Below are 20,961 nucleotides of genomic sequence, written 5' to 3'. Positions count from 1 at the left end.
GCGGAGGTAGACAGCCATGGATGTCTTGAGGGACATACTGCTCAGCGCACTCACCTTGGGTGCTCTCTATGCGGCCAGCTCAGTCGCCTTGTCGTTGATCTGGGGCAGCATTGGGATGCTCAACCTGGCCCACGGCGCCTACCTTGCGGTAGGCGCCTACGGGTCCCTGCTATTGGTGAACGCGCTCGGATTTCCGTGGTGGGCTGGCATTCTTGGCGGAGTGGCGGGCGGAATGCTTATGGGGCTCGTCACGCACCTTTTCCTGGTGCGGTGGGTTTTCGCGAAACCAAATTTCGAGATCAACATCATTATCTTGACGATGGCCCTTTCGACCATCGTCATCGACCTGATCAACAACCTGATCGGCCCAACCTCCGCGCGCCAGCCTTTCAACCTGGATGGCCGCATAGACATAGGAGGGTCAGGCATAGCCTATCAGACCCTGCTGATCATTGGCGGCTGCGCCGTCATGATCTTCGGACTGCAACTGGTGATCAAGAAAACCGAGCTCGGCAGGGCGATCCGGGCAGTTTCACAGGAGCCGACGGCGGCGCGGCTGAATGGAATTCCGCTTCAGCTGGTGGTCCTCAAAGTAATGCTGCTTGCCGGGCTGGTCGCAGGGGCGTCCGGCGTGCTTTTGACGGCGTTCACCACAGTCTATCCCACGGTCGGCTTCGACCCGCTTCTCAAGGCACTGATCATCTGTGTGGTCGGTGGGTTGGGCAGCATCCCGGGAGCGCTGAGCGCCGCGTTCCTGCTGGCTCTCGTGGAAGTGGTCGTCCAATACGTCCTAGGAACGAAATGGGGTTTTCCGGCACTTTTGGTATCCGTCGTTTTTGCTCTGATCATTCGTCCCGATGGCCTTTTCGGGAACCGCCTCCAGGTCAGGAACTGACCATGTCTCGAGATCGGCTCCAAACAGACGTTCTGATCGCGATAGCAGTCTTTGCAGGGCTGGCATTGCTTCCGCTTGTGGCTCCCGGCAGCTATGTGCTCGGGCAGGCCACCCTATTCGCGATATGGGCGGCGGTCGTGACGCAGTGGAATTTAGTCCTCGGTGTCGCCGGGATCCTGTCGATAGGACAAATGGCTCTGTTTGCAGCAGGTGGTTATGCGGTTGCGCTGCTGGGGCTTTACTTTTCGATCTCGCCTTGGTGGTCGCTGCCAATTGCCGGCCTGGCAGGAACGGCAGTCAGCCTTCTGATGGGAGGAGCAACGCTGAGGCTTAGAGGCGCATATGTGGTCGTCGTGACGCTGGCCGCCGCGATGGTCATGTATCAGCTCATCGTCACAGATGTTGCCTGTTTCCGCAAAGTCGAGATCGCCTGCTATTCGCTGACCGGCGGCGCGAGGGGACTGTCGCGGTTTGGCGATTTCGGCTTTACCAGGCTGGTCGATTACAAACATGTGGCGACGGCCGAGTATATGCTCGCACTTGCCTGTCTCGCCGTGGGGACGCTCGTCGCCATCGTGATTGTCCGCAGCCCTTACGGTAGGGCCTTCCAGGCGATGCGCGACAACGAAGTGTGTGCGGCCGCGCGTGGCATCGACGTTGCAAAATATCAGCTGGTCGTATTCGCGGTCGCCGGCTTTTTCACCGGCCTCGCAGGCGGCGTTTACGCAGGCACGATGAAGACCTTCGGGCCACAGGTGCTGGAATTGCCGACACTGCTCTTTTTATTGTCAATGATGATCGTCGGAGGGCGCGGGCGCATCTGGGGTCCGATCCTGGGGACCATCGCATTGGCCATCGTCGATGAATCGTTCCGCGATCTTGCGCAGTGGCGAAACACGGCCTTTGCCGTGGTCTTGATGGTCATGTTGGTTTTCGTGCCAGAGGGGCTGGCCGGTCGCCTTGGCCGGTTCTCGAGGGTTTGGACGCCCCTGGTCGACAGTCTGACGGGCATGCGCGATCGCGGGTCAGTACGATCATGACACAATCAATCAACGAGGCGCCTATACTGCGAGTGGAAGGTTTGACCAAGCGCTACGGCGCCATGGCCGCCGTAAGCGATCTGACCTTCCATGTACGGCAGGGCGAGGTTCTTGGCATCGGTGGCCCGAACGGCGCTGGCAAGACCACCCTTTTTGACACCATCTCCGGCGTCTCAAAGCCGACAAACGGCCGGATCGTATTTGACGGGCACGAAATTTCTGACCGATCGGCGCCGGAAATCTGTCATCTCGGCATTGCCCGAACGTTTCAGCTCAACGCTGTCTTCGACACCATGACGGTCCGCGAGAATCTGGAGAGCTGCGCCTATTTCGGCACGCGAAACCGGATCATTCCATCAATCCGGTTCGATAGAGCTTCCAAGGTGCAAGCCGACGAGGCGATGGAGGTCACCGGTCTCCAGGACTCGGCCAATACGACCGCTTCGGCTCTGTCGGTCTTGCAGAGGAAACTTCTGATGACCGCCTGTGCCATCGCCAGCCGCCCCAAGCTGTTGCTGCTTGACGAGCCTGTCGGCGGTCTGAACGCGCGGGAAATTGACCTTTGTGCCGGCGTTTTTCGCCGTCTGCGCGACTTCCATGGAATCACGATCGTCCTGATCGAGCACGTCATGAGCTTCATGACCGCGATCGCTGACAATGTGCTGATCCTGCATCACGGCCGCAAGCTCTATGAGGGCCCCGCGAGCGGGCTCGCCGAGGACGAACAGGTGGTCGAAGTCTATCTCGGATCCGCTGGCGCGCGAGCTGTCAGGGCAGCCGCAACGGAGAAGCTGTGAGATGGCGGTTCTAGAGATAGAAAGATTGTCGGCCTCCTATGGCGGCGGCGACGTAATCGAAGACGTTTCGCTGCGCATTCCCCAAGGAGAAGTCTTTGGCTTGGTAGGACCGAATGGCCACGGCAAAACCACGCTTCTGCGAGCGATCTCGGGGCTTTTGCCGCGACAGCGTGGAATAGTCCGTTTCGACGGACACGCAATCGACGGGCTGGCTGCCGAGAAAATTGCCCTGCGCGGCATCGTGCATGTGCCGCAGGGTGATCTGGTTTACAAGGACATGTCGGTTTTTGAGAACCTACTCGTTGGGGGCTACACCAACCCCTTGCCGGGACAGACCGGGTCGCGGCTGGATCTCGTCTACGAACTGTTTCCCAAGCTGAAGGAACGATCGGGACAGAAGGCCAATTCGCTGTCGGGCGGAGAGCGGCGCATGCTAGGCATCGGGCGCGGTCTGATGATGGCCGAGGCGAAATTGCTCATGCTGGACGAGCCGTCGCTTGGCCTCGCGCCGATCATCATCGAGGCCATCTACGAGGCAATCCACAGATTGCGCCAAATGGGGCTGTCGATCCTCATCGTAGAAGAGAATGTGAACCGCATCGCCTCGGTGGCCGACCATCTAAGCATGATGAGCCACGGGCATATCGTCTGGAGCGGCGACCCTGGCGAACTGAGCAGTCGGCGGGAGTTGATGGAGACTTATTTGGGAGTCTGAGCGGCTCGTGAATAGCAGGCCCAGCGCCGCAACTCGGCATCTTGCGAGACCCGGAGGGAGGATTTCAATGGCCGATCAGTTGAGCGCTGTCACGCAACGAAATCACGCCATGCGTCGACTGTCCGCGGCAGTCCTGATCAATATTGCCATGGGCGCGATCTATGCTTGGGGCGTCTTCCTGCTGCCCCTGCAGGGTTACCTCGAAATTTCCCGGACGGAGTTGAGTTCCGTTCCAACGGTTGCCTTGATCTGCTTCACGGCAGGCATGGCCTGGCATGATCGCCTGCTTCAGGCACTGGGTGGCATGAATCTCTCCGTCGTCGCATTTGCGCTCGCGGGAGGCGGGTTTTTCTTGTTTGCGGCAATGCCTTGCTACTGGTCACTGCTTGTTGGCTATGGCGGTCTCTTCGGCATCGGGTCGGGCTTGGGGTATGGGCTGGCCCTTGCGCTCGTGTCGACCTTTTCGCCGCAGAAACGACCGCTCGCCATAGGCGTTGCGATGGCGGCATTTGCATCGAGCGGCATTCTGATGCCGTTTGCATTGGCCAACAGGGTCGAGCCTCGCAACGTGGCCTTCGTCTTCGGCTGCCTGGCCATGGCGATACTGGCGACCGGAATAAGCGCCACCGCTCTTCTTGGCGAGGGACACGCGAACCGATCAGGCTTTGAAAGCAGTCGCAAATCACCAGCTCCTGCCATCGCCTCAGATTGCACCTTTCTCAAGCTGGCACTGATTTTTCTCTGTATCTGCATTGTAGGGTTGATGACGGTTTCGCAATTGACTGGGATACTGTCGCCTCTCGGCACGGAGGGCATTGTCGGCTACGGCCTCTCGATTCTGACATCTGGCTACCTCGCCGGTTCGCTGTTCGGAGGCCAGGCGGTGCGACGGCTGGGCGGCCGAAATGCGCTCCTTCTCGCGAATGCCGTGACGGCTGCCGGGCTCGCATTCCTTTATGTGGGAACGCCATCGTTTGGGATGCTGGGCGCCGCCTGCGTTGGTGCCGCATTCGGCTCTTCCGCGTCGCTGATGCCGACACTGGTTGGTGAGCTATATGGTGCTGAAAAAATTGGAGAAATCTACGGCAGGCTGATAGTTTCCTATGGAATTGCCGGGCTGGTCGCGCCTTGGGGGTCAGGGGTTCTCTACGACGCTTTCGGCGGCTATCGGATAGCCATCCTGTTGGGTATGGCCGCCTGCGCTGTTTCGGCAGTCCTTGCGTTGAACCTTAAAACGTCACGGTGAATGCGCGGGCAGGTTCGCCGGCTCGCCGGGTTGCGAGCGCCGGGGTGCCGTCGCGTCGCACCCAAAGCGTTGCGTCGATTTAAAAAGTCTATAACTCTATTGACGAGTTTGTGCGGGATGCGATAGTTTCGGTTGGTCGATCCCGGACCCTAGGCGCCGTTGATGACGCCGTTGCGAGGTGGCACAAATGACTCTTCCCGATCAGGCTCAGGTCGTCATCGTCGGTGGCGGTATCATTGGGGTCAGCATCGCATATCACCTGACCAAGCTCGGATGGCGTGATGTGGTGCTGCTCGAGCGAGGCCAACTGACCTGCGGCACGACGTGGCATGCTGCTGGATTGGTCATGCAACTGCGCACCACCCACACCATGACCGAACTCTGCCGCTACGGAACACGCCTGTTCGACGAGTTGAAAAGCGAGACAGGTCAGGACACCGGCTTTCGCCGCACAGGCAGTCTGCCGATCGCCCGAACGGCAGACCGCTTGATTGAGATCTCCCGCCTCGTGTCGCTTGGGAAGAGCTTCGGCGTGGAAGCGCATATGTTGTCGCCGCGAGAGGTCAAGCAACGCTACCCACTGCTTGACGAGAGTCACATCGTCGGAGGCGCCTTCATTCCAGGTGACGGTCAAACCAATCCCGTCGATTCAACGCAGGCGCTGGCGAAGGGCGCCCGCAACGGCGGAGCCCAGATCTTCGAAAACGTCTCCGTTGCCGGCTTCGAGATCGAAAAGGATAGGATCAAGGGCGTCGTTACAGACCAGGGCACGGTCAGATGCCAGGTGGCTGTCCTGTGCGCAGGTGCCTGGTCGCGTGATCTTGGCAGGCTGGCGGGGGTCAACGTGCCGCTCTACGCGGCCGAGCATATGTACGTGACCACGCAAGCTGATGCGGCGATACCAAGGGATCTGCCCGTTTTGCGCGATACCGATGGCTATCTCTACATTAAGGAGGACGCCGGAAAGCTCTTGGTCGGCGCCTTCGAGCCGCTCGCGAAATCGCTGCCGATGGCGAGCCTGCCCGACAGATTCGAGTTCGGTGAGCTGCCCGAGGATTGGGCGCAGTTCGAACTGCCCATGTCGAAGGCAGTGGAAGTGGTTCCACTCCTGCAATCCGTCGGCATCCGTCACTTCATGAACGGACCCGAGAGCTTCACTCCCGACAACAAGTTCATCCTCGGTGAAGCGCCGGAAGTCAGGGGCTTTTATGTCGCCGCAGGCTTCAACTCGCAAGGTATTCTCAGCGCAGCCGGCGTCGGCAAAGCGCTCTCGGAATGGATCGTCGCCGGCGAGCCTACAATCGACCTGTCCGAGGTAGACATCGCGCGCTTTCACGCCTTCCAGGGCAACCGCAAGTATCTGCACGAGCGCATTTCCGAAAGCCTTGGGCTCTTGTATGCCATGCACTGGCCACACCGTCAGTTCGAGACGGCGCGGCCGGTTCGTGAGACGCCGCTGTTTGCGCGGCTCAAGGCTCGGAACGCGGTGTTTGGGACAGCGGCAGGCTGGGAGAGGGCCAACTGGTTTGCCCCTGAGGGCAGCCCTGCCGAATACGTTTATTCCTATGGAAGGCAGAATTGGTTTGAAGTCGTCGGCGAAGAACACCGCGCGGCGCGCGAAGCGGTGGCACTGTTTGATCTGTCTTCATTCGGCAAGACCTTCATAGAAGGACCAGATGCGGAAGGCGAGCTTCAGCGGATCTGCGCCAACGACATGGCGGTCGCCACCAACAAGATCGTCTATACGCAAATGCTGAATTCGCGCGGCGGCATCGTTGCAGACGTCACATTCACCCGGCTTTCCAAAGATCGGTACATGATGGTGACGGCTGCCGCGAGCCAGGCCCAGGATATGAACTGGGTGAAGCGCAATCTGCGGGAAGAAGCTCGTGTTACAGTTACCGATGTGACATCAGGCTTTGCAGTCCTGTCAGTCATGGGCCCGCGCTCGCGCCAGCTTCTTGAGGCAGTGTCAAGCGCTGACTTCTCCAATGACGCGTTCCCGTTCGGCACCGCGCAGGAAATCGAAATCGGCTATGCGAAGGCATACGCCCTGCGGGTGACTTACGTCGGCGAGCTCGGGTGGGAGATCTACCTGCCAACGGAGTTTGCTGGGCCAGTCTTCGACTTACTGGTCAAGGAGGGGGAGCATGTGGGTCTTCGCCTGGCTGGCTATCATGCGCTGGATTCGCTGCGCAGTGAGAAAGGCTACCGCCATTTCGGCCATGACGTGACGCCCGGCGACACGCCATTGGAAGCAGGTCTTGGTTTCGCGGTGTCTTTCAAGAAAGACAGCGACTTCATCGGTCGCGCCGCGCTGGAAAGGCAGAAGGCTAAAGGGGTCAAGCGGCGCGTGGTGTTCCTGCGCCTGGAAGATGCCGGACCCATTCTTTTGCATGACGAGCCAATCTTGCGCGATGGCAAGATCGTGGGAAGGACAACCTCCGCCGCCTACGGGTATTCACTCGGCAGCTCGGTGGCTCAAGGTTATGTGGACTTGCCTGGTCCCGACTGGAAGCCGTGGCTTTCCGAGGGGCGCTTCGAAGTCGAGCTCGCGGGCATTCGCCACAGAGCGATCTGCCACGCGCGGCCTTTTTATGATCCCGACAACACGCGCCTTCGCCTGTAGGCAACCCGCTTCGAGCGTTATTCTCCGCAGGTGCATGGCTGAAGAAGCGTTGCTCGAAAAGCATACTCAATCACCATCAGCAGACTTACGCGTTGCGGTCTGGCATAACATGGTCTTCCGGCGATGAACGTTCTTGACGATTGCGAGGTGCGCGCGGACCAAGCCCCTCATGCTCCAGTCGCCGCGCGCTTTCGCTCTCGCGGAACAGGTGAGGTCGGCGCAACCTGCAAAGACACGATAAGGTTGCGCCTGCTTCTACTGCCCGGCTTCTCGCATCTTAGTCTGTCTTCTTTCGTCGACCCCCTGCGCTGCGCCAATGCGGTGACGCACGACAGGCTTTTCGAATGGCAAACCTTTGGCCTCGGAGGCAGTCCCGTTGCGAGCTCGAGCGGGATAGCCGTCGAAGTAGGCGCGAACCTTGACAGCTGCGAAGATGAGCAGAAATCCGCCCTTGTGCTTTTTGGCGGCGATCACATCGAAGGTCAATCTTCGCGGCGACTGATCGCATTCTTGCGCAGGCAAGCCCGCAGCAACGTGGCAATCTATGCCATAGGCACGGCGGCTTGGCTGTTGGCGGAAGCGGGGATTCTTCGCGACGGGGTCCGACGCACCATCCACTGGACAAAGCTGGCTGCGCTGTCGGAGACGTTTCAGGACGAGACCGCGGAGGATGCCTTGTTTGTACGTGATGGAAACATCACAACATGCGCGGGCGAGTTCGCTGCGTTCGATCTTGCAGCAGAGATCGTGGAGAATCGCTTCGGAAGCGATCTCGCACACCGGATCTGCGAGCGCTTGATCGCCGACAGATGGCGAAGTGGAGAAAGTTGCCAGTCGATACCTTTAGGCCTGAGGTTCACGGGAGCAGCGGTCAAGCTGCTCCAGGTGGTCAATCTGATGGAGAAAAACACCGAAGATCCGCTCCCGCTCGACGAAATCGCCCGCAGGGCATCGCTGTCGCGCCGCCAAGTCGAGCGCCTCTTCGAAAAGCACCTGAACACCACGCCACGTAGATACTACATGTCGATCCGGCTTGAGAAAGCAAAGCAGCTTCTCGAAACAACCAATATGCCGATCCTCGATATCGCCGTGGCCTGTGGATACCTCTCCTCGTCGCATTTCACCAAGAGCTTCAAGGACCATTTCCGCACGCTGCCGAGCAGACTTCGGGCGACGATGATGGGGCGCAGCACCACGACCTGACCAGCAACGCAGCCTGCAAGGCGCACTCAGACCTTGGGCAAGCTCGCCTTCAGGTTGGTCTCGATCCAAGTCCGGAAGGCAGATAAGTTTCGCTCGCGCCAGCGCTTAGGCAACGCTCGAAGGTAATAGCCGCCGAGCCTGACATCGGTTGCGAAAAGTTCCACCAGGCGCCCGGCAGCAATGTCAGCGCCGGCGTTCAATGGCGTCGCCAAGGCAACGCCCTGACCGGCGAGGGCAGCGTCAAGTCCAAGATTGGCGTTCCAGAGCCTGGGCCCTGCAAGGAGATGGCCGGGATCGTGCCCGATTGCCTTGAACCATGCCAGCCATTGCTGCCGGTCTTCCTCATGGATCAAGGGTACGCGCGAAAGATCTCCCGGCGAGCGCACGCCCGGATTGTCTGCCACCCAGATAGGGCTGGCTACCGGGAACATCCTGGGATGGGCAATCGCGACAGCATCTGAGGGAAGCTCGTCGAGATCGCCAAAACCGATCATGACATCCGCCTCCGATTGTTCAAGGTTCGGCGCCTTGTCCGAGGCGCGCAGCACGATTTCGACCTGCGGCATCAAGCTCTCTATCTGGGAGAGCCGCGGCGTAAGCCATCTGGTGGCAAGGCCCGGCATGCACCAAATACGCAATGTGCCTTTCCGAGTGGCGGCGCGCAGATTATCCGCTGCACCACAGATCAGATTGAAAGCCTGCGATACGGCGCTTTCGAATTGTTGCCCGTCGTGAGTAAGCGAAATCCCTCGTGGACCAGCCAGAACGAGTTTCGTCCCGAGCCATGCCTCAAGGTTCTTGACGTGCCGGCTGATCACGGTGTGGCTCAATCCGATGTCCTGCCCGGCCTTGCGCATGCTGCCGGTGCGCGCCGCCGCCTCGAAAGCCCTTACCATTGCAAGCGGCGGAAGGCGCGTTGCTGGTCGATGGATGGGGCGCATGGCAATCAGATCCAAGCCTTAATTCGATTGACGTTCGGCCGGCAATCTTGGCCACTACATGGGTACAAAATAGCACCGCTCTGGGCAAGATAATCAGATACCTGGCAACCTGCGCGGCGTCGTAATCTTCGCCGAGATTTTCATTCCCAGGAGCGCCAGATGACGAGCAACACTTCGCTGCAGCAAAGGCGGTTGTCAGCCGTGCCACGCGGTGTTGGGAACGCATTTCCAATTTTTGCCGATCGCGCCGAGGGCTCAGAGGTTTGGGACGTTGAAGGCAGGCGCTATATCGATTTCGCCGGGGGCATCGCTGTCCTGAATACCGGCCACCGGCACCCCAAAGTTCTTGCCGCGGTTCACGAGCAACTCGACAAATATACCCATACCGCTTTTCAGGTGCTGCCCTACGAACCCTATATCGAACTTGCTGAGCGGCTCAATGAGCTTGCGCCTTTCCATGGCGATGCCAAGACCATCCTGTTCTCCACCGGGGCAGAGGCGGTCGAGAACGCCATCAAGACCGCCAAGGCGCATACCAGCCGTTCAGGTGTCATTGCCTTCACGGGAGCATTCCACGGCCGCACGATGCTTGCGATGTCGCTGACCGGCAAGGTGGCGCCCTATCGCAAAAAGTTCGGGCCCGGTGTCGCAGGCGTTTACCATGTGCCCTTTCCGGCACCAGAGCACGGCGTGTCTGTTGCAGAGACGTTGCGTGCTTTGGAGTTTCTCTTCCGCGCCGATATCGAACCCAGTGAGGTTGCCGCCATTATCATCGAGCCGGTACAGGGCGAAGGCGGTTTCCATCCTGCCCCGAACGAGCTTCTCGAAGAGCTGCGCAGGATTTGCGATCAGCACGGCATCGTGCTGATAGCCGATGAGATTCAGACAGGCTTTGCGCGCACGGGCAAGATGTTCGGCATCGAAAACACCACCATCGAACCGGACCTGATCACCGTGGCGAAGTCGCTGGCCGGAGGCTTTCCGCTGTCGGCCGTGGTGGGCAAGGCTGCTATCATGGACGCAGCCGAGGCCGGTGGGTTGGGGGGCACCTATGCTGGTAGCCCCGTTGCCTGCGCGGCAGCGCTCGCCGTCCTCGACGTGATCTTTGAGGAGAAGCTGGTCGAGCGCGCCAATGTGGTAGGGGCAAAGATCAAGGCGGCTGTAAGCCGCGCCGCCCAGCGCAATGACACCGTGGCGATCGCCGGTCTGCGCGGGCCGGGCGCGATGGTGGCCTTCGATATCGTCAAGTCGCGAGGCGGCAGCGAGCCGAACGCGGATGCCACCAAGCGAGTGGTCCAGGCAGCGATTGCTGATGGGCTGGTTTTGCTTTCCTGCGGCGTGCACGGCAACACGATCCGCATCCTGGTGCCGCTCAACGTGCCCGACGCCGTACTGGAAGAGGGGCTTGCCAGGCTGGAGCGAGCGCTGGCTGTGGCCAACGTGTAGGGCGCCTATGTTGGACCGATTGAATAAGGACCTGCTGAAGTCCCAGGCATTTTTGAACGGACGGTTTGTCGGTACCGGAGAACTTCCAGTCTTCAACCCGGCAACGGGGGAGATGATTGGCCTGGTGCCGAATTTCGGCGCGGAGGAAGCAACCGCTGCCGTTGAGGCAGCGGCAGCCGCGTTTCGCCCTTGGGCCGGGGTCACGGCCAAGGAGCGCGGCAAAATCCTGAACCGCTGGTATGACCTCATCATTGCCAATCGCGCCGATCTTGCCGTCATCCTTACCGGTGAGCAGGGCAAGCCCTTGGACGAAGCTCTGGGTGAGATCGATTATGCGGCATCTTATGTCGAATTCTACGCCGAAGAAGCTAAACGCGTCGCAGGCGAGATATTGTCGTCTCATCGTGTCGATGCCAGGCTGTTCGTGTTGCGCCAGCCGATCGGTGTGGTCGCCGCAATAACCCCGTGGAACTTCCCGGCGGCCATGATCACCCGAAAGGTCGCGCCAGCTCTGGCCGCTGGCTGTCCGGTGGTTGTGAAGCCAGCGCCCGAAACGCCACTGACAGCCCTTGCGCTTGCCGAGCTTGCCAGCTGGGCCGGGTTTCCGGCCGGCGTCTTCAATGTCATCACTGGTGACGCCGTCGCCATAGGTGGCGTCCTTACCTCGCATCCCAAAGTGCGCGTGGTCGGTTTCACCGGCTCGACCGAGATCGGCAAGCTGTTGGCTCGTCAGTCGACAGGGACGTTGAAGAAAGTTGCCTTGGAGCTTGGCGGGAACGCTCCCTTCATCGTCTTCGACGACGCCGACCTCGATGCGGCGGTCACCGGCGCAATCCAGTCGAAATTCCGCAACATGGGTCAGACCTGTGTCTGCACAAATCGGATCTATGTACAATCGGGCATACACGATGCGTTCGTGGAACGCCTTGTCGACGGGGTCAAAGAACTCATCGTCGGCGATGGCTTTGACAAGGGCGTCACTCAAGGGCCTCTCATCACCGAGGAGGCTGTGCTGAAGGTTGAGTGCCACATTGCCGATGCTGTGGCCCAAGGTGCAGTAGTGAAGCTTGGCGGCAAGCGACATGCGCGCGGCCGGACATTCTTTGAGCCGACGGTGCTGACCGGTATGACCGATGTGATGGCAGTGGCTCGAGAAGAGACCTTCGGGCCAGTGGCAGCGGTGTTCAGCTTCGAGCACGAAGATGAAGTGATTGAAGCTGCCAACGCTGCCGAAACCGGTCTTGCCGCCTATTTCTATTCACGCGACGCGTCTCGAATCTTCCGGGTGATGGAGCGACTGGAATATGGCATGGTCGGCGTCAACACCGGCTTGATCTCGACCGAACTGGCTCCTTTCGGTGGAATCAAGGAAAGCGGCAACTCCCGCGAGGGCTCGCATCATGGCATGGCGGAATTCCTGGAATTGAAATACGCCTGCCTAGCCGTTTCCCTGTAGGAGGTGCCTGCGTGGCGGGTCTCCGCCAGTTGGCGGCGTCACCCCGCAGGATTCTTTCACAGCCTAACCGGACGATCCTCTGGAAGGATCCAAAAGGTTGGTGTTCGTTTAGCGATATGTAATCGTTGACGTCGATCACATCTCCGTGGTGTGTACGTTAACATGCCTCCTTACAGATCCTAGAGGCTAGACGAGATCGGGGCCTCCGACACGGCGACTTCTTCGCTCTGAATTCCCTGCGCATGGAAAAGAGATATCGCGACTCGGGTCATGATATTGGCGAGGAGGATACGCCCTACAAGGTGGTGTGGGGTTCGCGGTCTCGCTCGATACGTCCGGTGGCTTTCTAGGCCGAGATGCTCTGATCAAGCAGAAAGCTGAAGGGATCACGAAACGCGGGCTGGTGCAGATAAAACTGTCGGGCCGGCCAGTGGTGCCGATGCTCTATCATAATGAGCCGCTCATACGATACGGCAACCTTGTTGGTTTCCATCGCGTCTGGTGCCTACGGTCACCGAGTTGGTGCGTCAGTCGGCTTGGTTATGTGAACAACGCAGAATGGGTAACCAAGGAGTGGCTGGCAACAGGCAGGTGGGAAGCAGAAATCGTGATGAAGCGCTATGCCGTGAAGGTTCAGTTCGGGCCTTGGTACGATCCGGAAAACCTTCGTGTCCGCAATTGACTCCGTCGAGCCTACGACCCCAGAGGGGCCGCTCAGTTGCCTGCCGCAGAGCCCGTGACCGTCAGCTTGTCCGCGCGCCCCCTTCCGGGGTTTGCCTGCCGGGCGCGTGGGCCCGCACCGCCGACAGACTAGCGCCCGCAAACGACCCGTCTCATTTTCTCGGTCATGTGCGAAGGCACTTGGCAGCGGTTTGAGCGAGGTCGACGTCAATCCGTCCCGTCGTGGTCTCTTCGTCCGCGGTCATTGCCCGTGGACGGGCTCGTCATTCCCGCCTTCAGTGGATCACGCCGCGCAAAGCGGGCAACTCCGCTCGTGCGGAGGTCGGCCGCGACGACCATTTTCGTCGCGGCTCCCTGTGGCGAGTGCATTCACCAACGCATTGCGCATGCGTTAAGAGCGGAAGCTCTCCTCGTTGGAGTATGGAAACCACCAAAAGTCCTGCTTGGACGCCTTCGGGTCGATCATGACGAATTTGGTGTTCTGAAACTGAGCTAAGCCCTCCGGTCCCAGTTGCCGCCCGGTTCCAGAAAGCTTGCGGCCTCCGAATGGAAGGGCATCATTGTCCAACAAGGGCGCATTTATCCAAACGATCCCGGACTCGAACTCGCGAACAGCACGCATGATCTCGTCCATGTCGAGACTGTAGAGGTTGGCGCCGAGACCGAAACGGGACTGGTTTGCAAGTGTCATTGCTTCGTCGAAGCTCGACACGGAGCAAAGCGGGGCAACCGGCCCGAATGACTCTTCATTGAGAATTTCAAACTCTGGAGCAACGTCAGTCAGAACGGTTGGCTCTACAAACCATCCCTGATTCATATGTGCTGGACGACCGCCTCCAGTCTTTACGCGAGCCCCCTGTTGACGGGCATGCGCAATCATCGCCTCGAAGCGATCTCGCTGCTTGCGGGTTGCCATGGGACCAATATCGACCTGGTCGAAACCATTGCCGACCCTCAGCTTTTTGGTCTCAACAGCCAACTGTTCGGCGAATTTGTCGTAGATCGCTTCATGGACGTAGAACCGCTCAGCGGCCGTACATACCTGTCCGCAGTTCAAATACGCCGCGAACGCAGCGCCACGAGCCGCGATCTCCAGTGGCGCTGACGGCATGACGATAAAGGGGTCATTTCCCGAAGCCTCGATCAGGCATGGCTTGAACGTTTCGGCGCAGGTTCTTGCAACCTGCTGCCCGACGCTGACGGAGCCGGTATATGCTACTCCGTGGGTTTTGGGACTTGCCACGAGACGCTGGCCGACCCTGGCACCTCCCGTAACGACCTGAAACAATCCAGATGGAAGGGTAGAAAACAACTCGGCGAACTTGAGGGTCGTGAGACTTGTCTGCTCATGTGGCTTCACGATCACGGCATTGCCAGCTGCGAGAGCCGCCGCCGCTTCCCAGCAAAGAAGCACGAGAGGGAAATTGAACGGGAGAATGATCACCACCGTTCCAAGTGGCTCCTTGACGCTGAAATGAAACTGGCCAGGGACGGTCGTGCCTGCCAATCGACCGGCCTCGTGCCGAGCCATCTCCGCATAATAGTCAATCGCCGTAGCGCACCACGAGACCTCATCGACAGACTCCTTGTAGGGCTTGCCTTCTTCGAGCGTCAAAGGAGCCCCATAAAGGGCCTTCTTGTTCCTGATTTCGGCAGCGATATCGTGAAGTACAACAGCCCGACTCCTAGGGTCGAGCGCGGCCCAACGCTTCCTGGCAGATATGGCGGCCTCCAGGGCATCGTCAATCTCGGCGTCGGTTGCGTCGGCGATCCATCCCACAGGCCTTTCAGTCGCAGGATCGATGACCTCAAAACGGGTTGCCGATTCGCTTCGCACGTAACGTGCGTCGATATAGAGCGACCCGGAGAGCCGCTCGAGTTCCGAAATTGCGTTCATATGCGCTTCCTTCCCGCGGGCTGATGGCGTTTAATAAGTTTAACGGTATGTCATTTTTTTTTAACACACAAGGGATCCGCCGCGAGCCGGTCACATTGACTTCAATGAGATTGGGGCACCGTATTCACCCCAAACCAGCATCCGGCAGGAGACGGAGTTGCGAATACCTCGCGGCCTAAGAGGCTGGATGCCTACGCCTTTACAAGCAGGCTGCGATCGATTTCCTTCAGCGACCTGCAGCCACTCATAGCCATTGCCACATCGAGCTCCTCGCCAAGATTTCGCATCATCCGCAGGGCGCCCGCCGATCCAGCTATGGCGGTGCCATAGAGCAGGCTTCGGCCAAGCAGAACCGCCTTCGCTCCATTCGCAAGCAACTTGAAAATATCTGAGCCTCGCTGCACGCCGCTGTCTGCAAGGACGGTCAGACGATCACCAACCGCATCAGCAATGTTAGGCAGGACTTCAATAGGCGCGACGGCTCCGTCGAGGTTTCGTCCCCCGTGGTTGGAGACTATGATACCATCTGCGCCGATCTGCAGAGCCAACAGGGCATCGTCTGCGCGCAGGATCCCTTTGATGACCAGATTTCCCTTCCAGTTCGTCCGTATGCGCCGGACGCAATCCCAATCCAGATCAGGCGCCAAAGACATCGAACGCGCGCTTCCTCGGCTCAGGATATTGGCCCTATATTCAGGAGGATAGTTGGCGAAGTTCGGCAGGCCCCCAGCCGCCAGATAGCGGCCTAGGACCCCGACCGCCCACCGTGGATGCGTCGCGACATCGAAGACATTGCGCGGCGAGAATCTGAAAGGAATATCGAAGCCATTGCGGACGTTGTATTCCCGCTTTGGAAGAACCGGCGTATCGACGGTCACAACCAATGTTCGGGCGCCATTTGTCCAGGCTTTTTCAATAAGGTTCTGGGAAAGTTCTTCCCTGTCCCACAGATAAAGCTGAAACCAGATCGGCGTGCCAACAGCTGTTGCAATCTCTCCAACCCCGGTGATCGCTTCTGTCGCTGCACAAAAAGGGATTCCATATGCTGCTGCTGCTCTGGCCAACTCGATCTCGCCTTTGAACCAGACCAGACCTGCGAATGCGGTCGGCGCAGCCAGCAAAGGCGCGCTATAGGTTTCGCCGAAGATCTCGACCTTCTGCGAACGAGGGCTTCCTCCCGTGAGCACCCGTGGCAGGATTCTAGCCGCTTCAAACTGGCGCCTGTTGTGGCGCAGGCTGAACTCGTCTCCTGTCCCGCGATCTATGAATTCAAAGATGCCGCGGGGAAGCTTGGCCTTAGCCAGTTCTCGCGCCTCATTGTAGTTGAGAAAGTCGACCAAGAAGTCCCTCGATAAGGCGCAATGTGGCGGGAGTACTGTACCCCCGCCAGGATCGAGCAGAGCTCAATATCCTCCCTTTCCGGCCGGGCGCACGAAAAGGATCGTCAGAAGCCAGTAGACACCTCCGCCCACGACGGCGGTCGGAAGCGATGCCGTCAGATATTCATAAGGAAAGCGGCTCGCGTAGGATATAGGATTGAGAATATAGTTGTAGGTCACAAATCCGCAGACCATTGCAATGATCGAAGCAGGATTGAAGCCGCCCCAATATCGATACGCGGCGTTGGGGCCGGTCTCAAAAAGGCCACGAACGTTCACGTTGCCACGCCGGATGAAATAGTAATCCACAATTTGGATGCCGCAAAGTGGAGCAAATCCAAGTCCGATAAACGCCAGGAAAGTCCCGAAGTTTGCAAAAAACATCTCAGGTATTAGCAGCCCCACGATAGCCACTGGCGCCAAGGAGATCGCCAGAAGTACCGGCCATGGGGATCTCGACAAAACGGGAATGTGGCGGAGTCCTATCGAGGAGGCGTAGACGCCGGCCACTGCAGTTCCGAGATTGGCCGCTGCCACGAAAATCAAGGCGACAACGCCGTAAATCGGTCCGCCGATTGTTCTCAACCACTGCGCAGGATCGGAGACCTGAAGAACCAGAATGCCTGCAATTCCGATCGCGCACAAAAGCGGAACCGGCGCGCCCATTCCTAGCATGATCGGAAGAGCCGCGGTGCGCCCGTTGGGGGCCATTCGTACCATAGCGCCTATATAGGGCCACCAGGACAGCAGCGAGACGATGCCGATCTCGATCCCCGTTACGTAATTCCATTGCGCGTCGGCGTTAGCAGAAGCTGGCACCGCCGAGATGAGCTTATCCCATTCGTGGGTAAGCAACACGTAGAGCATCCAGAAACCAATGAACACATGGGCGACCAGAACCTTTGCGACGCGATCGACTCCCAGAGAGCCTTTCAGCAAAAAGAAGAAGGTCAGGGACACAGCAACGACAACGGTGATTGGCACCAACACGGCGCCAGACCCTTCGCTGATAATGCCAAGAGCATAGAAAAGCTGTGTGGTCGACCGCCCAAAAAATATCAGCAGCAGCGAGTTCCAACCGACAATCGATATGAATTGCAACATGGCCGGGATGATCCACCCCGAGGTACCGAACTGGGGCTTTGCCGAGGCGATTGAATCGACACCGAAACGGATACAGACTGGAACTGCCGCTAGAGCAACGATAAGCATGCCGATCATGCTTCCGGCGAAAAGTGTGGCAAAGCCCCTCCAGAAACCGAGGTAGTAGCCGACGTACTCCCCGATGATGTAGCACCAGGTTGCCGCGGCAGCGGTGGCGAGAGAAATACCCAATCGCCAGCCTCCCCATGTGCGCTCACCTGGCAAAAGTGGCCATGCGCTCTTGTCGGCTTCAACCAAAAAGTCATCAGCAACCTTTGTCATGCCAAGCCTCCAACCAGAAGCAGGATGACAGGTAGCACCACCCCAAGAGCAATCAGCGCAATCCAGGCCGTTAAATCAAAATCGGCGCTCAAGCTGTCCTGAGCCTCGATGAGGGCCAGGCGTCTCTCAAGCTCGGGTTCAAGTGTTTCGGTTCGCATAGTCTCTCTCCCTGCTATATTTGGTTCATGCCCTTGCACGCTCTTTCACAAGAGGCGATGTTCTTTACGCCGACATGTCAGGTGGCGCCGTTCTGCAGGCTCCCGGCGGAATGCTATTGTCAAAAATTTCATCCATATTGGCATAATTTATTTAACAAACAAGAGGCTTGTCGCCGCTTGACGCGCTTGTATTCGCGTTGCATCCCATCAGAAATGTTTGGTTGTGGAGCATGGCACTTGGCACGCAGACAATTATCGACCGCAATCGGCGACCGGCGGGGCGCAAAGCAGACCGACGAGGCGGCCGATTTGGCTGTGGGAGCGCGCCTAAAGGTTCTGAGAGAGGCCGCAGGCATTTCCCAACGCGAACTGGCCAAGCGGTCTGGTGTGACCCACGCTACGATTTCGCTTATCGAACAGGAGTCGCATGCGCCATCGCTGGTTTCTCTGCATCGCATTCTCCAGGCCTTTCCTGTGAGTTTGGCGGACTTTTTTGCTCTGCCGATCTCCCAGACAAATGTGATTTTCGCCGAAGCTCAGGAGTTGACAGTCGTCTTCCGCGGCGAAACGGATATCCGCATGCTGGCCGCGGAGCGCCGAGACAAGCGGCTACAGCTGTTTTTCGAGCACTACCAGCCCGGCGCGGGAACCGGGGAGGAACCGATCATTCACCAGGGAGAGACGGCCGCTATGGTGATCCAAGGTACTGTCGAGGTCGAAGCCGGTGGTTTAGTTCGCCGCATTGGACCGGAAGGCGGATTTCAAGTCCTTAACGGCGAGCCGTACAAGCTTAAAAACATCGGAGATGAGATTGCTGTCGTTGTGTGTGCATGCACTCCTCCAATGATTTGAGATGGGGCTGGCTGGGTCCTCTAGAAGCGGGGTTCATCGGCGGTGCGCAATGCGCCGGCAAAGAGCGTCCTGAGGGATCGTGAGGCCGCAACGCGAACTCGCGAAGGCAGAACCCGAGTCAGCCGGTTACCCAGCATTTCGACAACGCATAGCCGCCCATCAGTTCCTCGTTGCCATTGGGAGCCCATCCGCCGACCTTCGGCCCGACAGCGTCAATGAAGTCATTGAACATGGGTACAATAACTCCACCCTCGTCGCGTACAATCGACCCCATGTCGGCGTAGATCGCCTTGCGTTTGTCGTGGTCAAGCTCGGCGCGCGCCTGGAACAGCATCTTGTCGAACTTCTCGTTGAAGAAGCGCGTGTCATTCCAGTCGGCCTTGGAGTAATAGGCGGTAGAAAACATCTGGTCCTGGGTCGGCCGGCCACTCCAGTAGGAGGCGCAGAACGGCTGTTTGTTCCAGACGCTCGACCAGTAGCCGTCTCCCGGCTCCCGCCTGACTTCGATCTTGATACCGCACTTGGCGGCGCTCTGCTGATAGAGTTGCGCGGCGTCGATCGCGCCAGGGAAGGCGACGTCTGATGTGCGCAGTAGCACTGAGCCGCTGTGGCCTGACTTCTTGTAGTGGAATGCCGCCTTTTCGGGATCGAACTTGCGTTGCTCAAGTTCAGTGTAAAGCGGATAGGCCTTGTTGATGGGCGTGTCGTTGCCAACTGAGCCATAACCCATCAAGATCTTCTGGACTATCTCCTCACGATTGAGGGCGTATTTTAGAGCCAGACGCAAATCATTATTGTCGAATGGCACCGTGTTGCAATGCATGATGAAGACGTAATGGCCTCTCCCGGCAACGTTGTGGACTGTAACCCCTGGTGCCCGCTTGATCAGGTTGACAATCTTTGGCTCAACTCGGTTGATCATGTGGACTTGTCCGCCTTGCAAGGCCGCAGTACGGGCAGTCGTGTCATTGACGACAATGATTTCGATTTGATCGGCAAAGCCGCGATCATCACGCCAGTAATTAGCAAACTTCTCGCCGCCAAGCCGAACGCCAGCTTCGTTTACCGCGATCTTGTACGGCCCTGTGCCAATGCCCGCTGTCGGATTGTCCTTGCCGCCGTTTGGCTGGATCATCAGGTGGTAGTCATCCATCAGGAATGGCAGATCGGCATTGGGGTCCTTCAGCGTGAATACGACAGTGTCGCCGTCTGCCTTGACGCCGGCGATGCCACCCATGATGCCAAGCGCCCCTGACTGGGACTTTGCGTCTGAATGACGCTCCATGGTGGCTACGACGTCGGCCGGCGTCATTTCCTTGCCGTTGTGGAACTGCACGCCTTTGCGGATCTTGAACGTCCAGACCTTCGCGTCCTTGGAGGAGCCCCACTCAGTGGCGAGCGCCGGCTGCGCCGCGCCGGCGGCGTCAATCTGGACAAGTTGCTCGCCCCACTGGCGCCCGAAGCAATAAGGCACCTGGCTTGTCCATACGGCCGGATCAAGGCTGTCTGTCGTAGCGCCGCCCTGCATGCCGGCCCGCAGGATGCCGCCCTTCTGCGGCGTCTGCGCTTTCGCGGAGCTCGAGATCATTGAATTAGCGACTAGTGCTGTTATTCCGGCTGCTGCCGCGCCACCAATGAATTCGCGTCGATTGATTTCGCTGACGGTAGCTAGACAATTTGTGGCTTTGCGCTCAGTCGACATGCGTAGCTCCTCCCTTGCCGCGTTGTGCGGCTTCTAACGAACGTTAGATCCCGAGCCCGAGACTATCGTCGACTGCTAAACTGTCAAGATGATATATAGAGTTTTTTCTTGGATATCTGCCCGGCAGAGCCTGGTCGCATCGTCTTCAATAGCGCCAAAAAGGCGTGCCATTCTGCGAGATTGCGAAATTTCGTTAGGGCCCCCGAAGTAACGGCGGATTATCGATTCCCGGCGGATCGTGCAACCGAGTTGTAGGTTTTATGCTGGGATGATTGGATTTTCCCAACCGTCGCAGGACGAATGCCTTTTGGTCCTTGGTTGAATGTGGTTGGGGCGCCTGGAGTGGGAAAAAACTGCCCCTATCGATCGGTGCCGCGGCGCGCAGAAGGAGGTCGCTTGATGCTCTTGTTTTCGGACGGAGCCCTCAAAGGGATTAAGATTTGAAACGAGGGCGCCAATCTTGGCGATGACGCGACGTACTCAAGCACGCTGGGCTCTG

General features: G+C 58.6%; 17 protein-coding genes. 11 read left to right on the top strand and 6 right to left on the bottom strand.

The window, feature by feature from the left end; genetic code table 11:
• Positions 1–16 precede the first annotated feature (16 nt).
• From EJ074_RS01685 to EJ074_RS01655, 7 genes are all read left to right on the top strand, one after another.
• On the top strand, positions 17–895 hold the full coding sequence (locus EJ074_RS01685) for a branched-chain amino acid ABC transporter permease (protein ID WP_129552722.1): 879 nt from the start codon (positions 17–19) through the stop codon (positions 893–895).
• Between the two features lie 2 nt (positions 896–897).
• Entirely contained in the window at positions 898–1,935 is a 1,038-nt protein-coding gene (locus EJ074_RS01680; protein ID WP_165349820.1) for a branched-chain amino acid ABC transporter permease, read from the top strand.
• Positions 1,932–2,732 carry an ABC transporter ATP-binding protein gene (locus EJ074_RS01675; RefSeq protein WP_129553981.1) on the top strand — a complete coding sequence of 267 codons (801 nt, stop codon included), beginning with the start codon at positions 1,932–1,934 and terminating at the stop codon, positions 2,730–2,732. Before EJ074_RS01680 ends, EJ074_RS01675 begins: the two co-directional genes overlap by 4 nt.
• Before the next feature lies 1 nt (position 2,733).
• Positions 2,734–3,447 carry an ABC transporter ATP-binding protein gene (locus tag EJ074_RS01670; protein WP_129552720.1) on the top strand — a complete coding sequence of 238 codons (714 nt, stop codon included), beginning with the start codon at positions 2,734–2,736 and terminating at the stop codon, positions 3,445–3,447.
• A gap of 67 nt (positions 3,448–3,514) precedes the next feature.
• Complete coding sequence (locus EJ074_RS01665; protein ID WP_129552719.1) at positions 3,515–4,693, top strand: MFS transporter; 1,179 nt, start codon at positions 3,515–3,517, stop codon at positions 4,691–4,693.
• A gap of 187 nt (positions 4,694–4,880) precedes the next feature.
• On the top strand, positions 4,881–7,322 hold the full coding sequence (locus tag EJ074_RS01660) for an FAD-dependent oxidoreductase (RefSeq protein WP_129552718.1): 2,442 nt from the start codon (positions 4,881–4,883) through the stop codon (positions 7,320–7,322).
• 123 nt (positions 7,323–7,445) lie between these two features.
• Positions 7,446–8,525: a GlxA family transcriptional regulator gene (locus EJ074_RS01655; RefSeq protein WP_129552717.1), complete on the top strand. Its 1,080-nt coding sequence runs from the start codon at positions 7,446–7,448 to the stop codon at positions 8,523–8,525.
• Positions 8,526–8,551: 26 nt separating this feature from the next.
• Here the strand turns inward: EJ074_RS01655 and EJ074_RS01650 are convergent, their stop codons facing one another.
• Positions 8,552–9,481 (bottom strand): LysR substrate-binding domain-containing protein, encoded by a 930-nt coding sequence (locus EJ074_RS01650; RefSeq protein WP_245454786.1) that lies wholly within the window; start codon positions 9,479–9,481, stop codon positions 8,552–8,554.
• A 144-nt stretch (positions 9,482–9,625) separates the two neighbouring features.
• On the opposite strand from EJ074_RS01650, the gene gabT reads away from it, so the two are divergent.
• From gabT to EJ074_RS01630, 3 genes are all read left to right on the top strand, one after another.
• The gene (gabT, locus tag EJ074_RS01645) at positions 9,626–10,912 is read left to right on the top strand and encodes a 4-aminobutyrate--2-oxoglutarate transaminase (RefSeq protein ID WP_129552716.1); all 1,287 of its coding nucleotides are present in this window, start codon (positions 9,626–9,628) and stop codon (positions 10,910–10,912) included.
• A gap of 7 nt (positions 10,913–10,919) precedes the next feature.
• Positions 10,920–12,368: an NAD-dependent succinate-semialdehyde dehydrogenase gene (locus EJ074_RS01640; protein WP_129552715.1), complete on the top strand. Its 1,449-nt coding sequence runs from the start codon at positions 10,920–10,922 to the stop codon at positions 12,366–12,368.
• 307 nt (positions 12,369–12,675) lie between these two features.
• Positions 12,676–13,050 (top strand): hypothetical protein, encoded by a 375-nt coding sequence (locus EJ074_RS01630; protein WP_129552714.1) that lies wholly within the window; start codon positions 12,676–12,678, stop codon positions 13,048–13,050.
• A gap of 390 nt (positions 13,051–13,440) precedes the next feature.
• Here EJ074_RS01630 and EJ074_RS01625 read toward each other — a convergent pair whose 3' ends face one another.
• The 4 genes from EJ074_RS01625 to EJ074_RS29495 all read right to left on the bottom strand — a co-directional run bounded on the left by EJ074_RS01625 (position 13,441) and on the right by EJ074_RS29495 (position 17,908).
• Positions 13,441–14,946 carry an aldehyde dehydrogenase family protein gene (locus tag EJ074_RS01625; protein ID WP_129552713.1) on the bottom strand — a complete coding sequence of 502 codons (1,506 nt, stop codon included), beginning with the start codon at positions 14,944–14,946 and terminating at the stop codon, positions 13,441–13,443.
• A gap of 191 nt (positions 14,947–15,137) precedes the next feature.
• Positions 15,138–16,286 carry an alpha-hydroxy acid oxidase gene (locus EJ074_RS01620; protein ID WP_129552712.1) on the bottom strand — a complete coding sequence of 383 codons (1,149 nt, stop codon included), beginning with the start codon at positions 16,284–16,286 and terminating at the stop codon, positions 15,138–15,140.
• 63 nt (positions 16,287–16,349) lie between these two features.
• Positions 16,350–17,750, bottom strand: coding sequence for a cytosine permease (locus tag EJ074_RS01615; RefSeq protein ID WP_129552711.1), 1,401 nt, complete (start codon positions 17,748–17,750; stop codon positions 16,350–16,352).
• Positions 17,747–17,908: a hypothetical protein gene (locus tag EJ074_RS29495; protein ID WP_165349819.1), complete on the bottom strand. Its 162-nt coding sequence runs from the start codon at positions 17,906–17,908 to the stop codon at positions 17,747–17,749. Before EJ074_RS29495 ends, EJ074_RS01615 begins: the two co-directional genes overlap by 4 nt.
• A 237-nt stretch (positions 17,909–18,145) precedes the next feature.
• Here EJ074_RS29495 and EJ074_RS01610 point away from each other — a divergent pair, with 237 nt between their 5' ends.
• Complete coding sequence (locus tag EJ074_RS01610; RefSeq protein ID WP_245454785.1) at positions 18,146–18,760, top strand: helix-turn-helix domain-containing protein; 615 nt, start codon at positions 18,146–18,148, stop codon at positions 18,758–18,760.
• Between the two features lie 118 nt (positions 18,761–18,878).
• On the opposite strand, the gene EJ074_RS01605 is transcribed toward EJ074_RS01610, so the two are convergent.
• Entirely contained in the window at positions 18,879–20,462 is a 1,584-nt protein-coding gene (locus EJ074_RS01605; protein WP_129552710.1) for an ABC transporter substrate-binding protein, read from the bottom strand.
• Positions 20,463–20,961: the final 499 nt, after the last annotated feature.

This window comes from Mesorhizobium sp. M3A.F.Ca.ET.080.04.2.1 (assembly GCF_003952525.1).
Taxonomy (GTDB): domain Bacteria; phylum Pseudomonadota; class Alphaproteobacteria; order Rhizobiales; family Rhizobiaceae; genus Mesorhizobium.
Note: the sequence above shows the minus strand (reverse complement) of the source record. Positions and strands in the feature narration are given on the sequence as shown.

Bases quoted from the DNA above. Each gene is read 5' to 3' on its own strand.
- EJ074_RS01685 (WP_129552722.1), top strand. From the start codon at position 17: ATGGATGTCTTGAGGGACATACTGCTCAGCGCACTCACCTTGGGTGCT.
- EJ074_RS01680 (WP_165349820.1), top strand. From the start codon at position 898: ATGTCTCGAGATCGGCTCCAAACAGACGTTCTGATCGCGATAGCAGTC.
- EJ074_RS01675 (WP_129553981.1), top strand. From the start codon at position 1,932: ATGACACAATCAATCAACGAGGCGCCTATACTGCGAGTGGAAGGTTTG.
- EJ074_RS01670 (WP_129552720.1), top strand. From the start codon at position 2,734: ATGGCGGTTCTAGAGATAGAAAGATTGTCGGCCTCCTATGGCGGCGGC.
- EJ074_RS01665 (WP_129552719.1), top strand. From the start codon at position 3,515: ATGGCCGATCAGTTGAGCGCTGTCACGCAACGAAATCACGCCATGCGT.
- EJ074_RS01660 (WP_129552718.1), top strand. From the start codon at position 4,881: ATGACTCTTCCCGATCAGGCTCAGGTCGTCATCGTCGGTGGCGGTATC.
- EJ074_RS01655 (WP_129552717.1), top strand. From the start codon at position 7,446: ATGAACGTTCTTGACGATTGCGAGGTGCGCGCGGACCAAGCCCCTCAT.
- gabT (WP_129552716.1), top strand. From the start codon at position 9,626: ATGACGAGCAACACTTCGCTGCAGCAAAGGCGGTTGTCAGCCGTGCCA.
- EJ074_RS01640 (WP_129552715.1), top strand. From the start codon at position 10,920: ATGTTGGACCGATTGAATAAGGACCTGCTGAAGTCCCAGGCATTTTTG.
- EJ074_RS01625 (WP_129552713.1), bottom strand. From the start codon at position 14,946: ATGAACGCAATTTCGGAACTCGAGCGGCTCTCCGGGTCGCTCTATATC.
- EJ074_RS01615 (WP_129552711.1), bottom strand. From the start codon at position 17,750: ATGACAAAGGTTGCTGATGACTTTTTGGTTGAAGCCGACAAGAGCGCA.
- EJ074_RS29495 (WP_165349819.1), bottom strand. From the start codon at position 17,908: ATGCGAACCGAAACACTTGAACCCGAGCTTGAGAGACGCCTGGCCCTC.
- EJ074_RS01605 (WP_129552710.1), bottom strand. From the start codon at position 20,462: ATGTCGACTGAGCGCAAAGCCACAAATTGTCTAGCTACCGTCAGCGAA.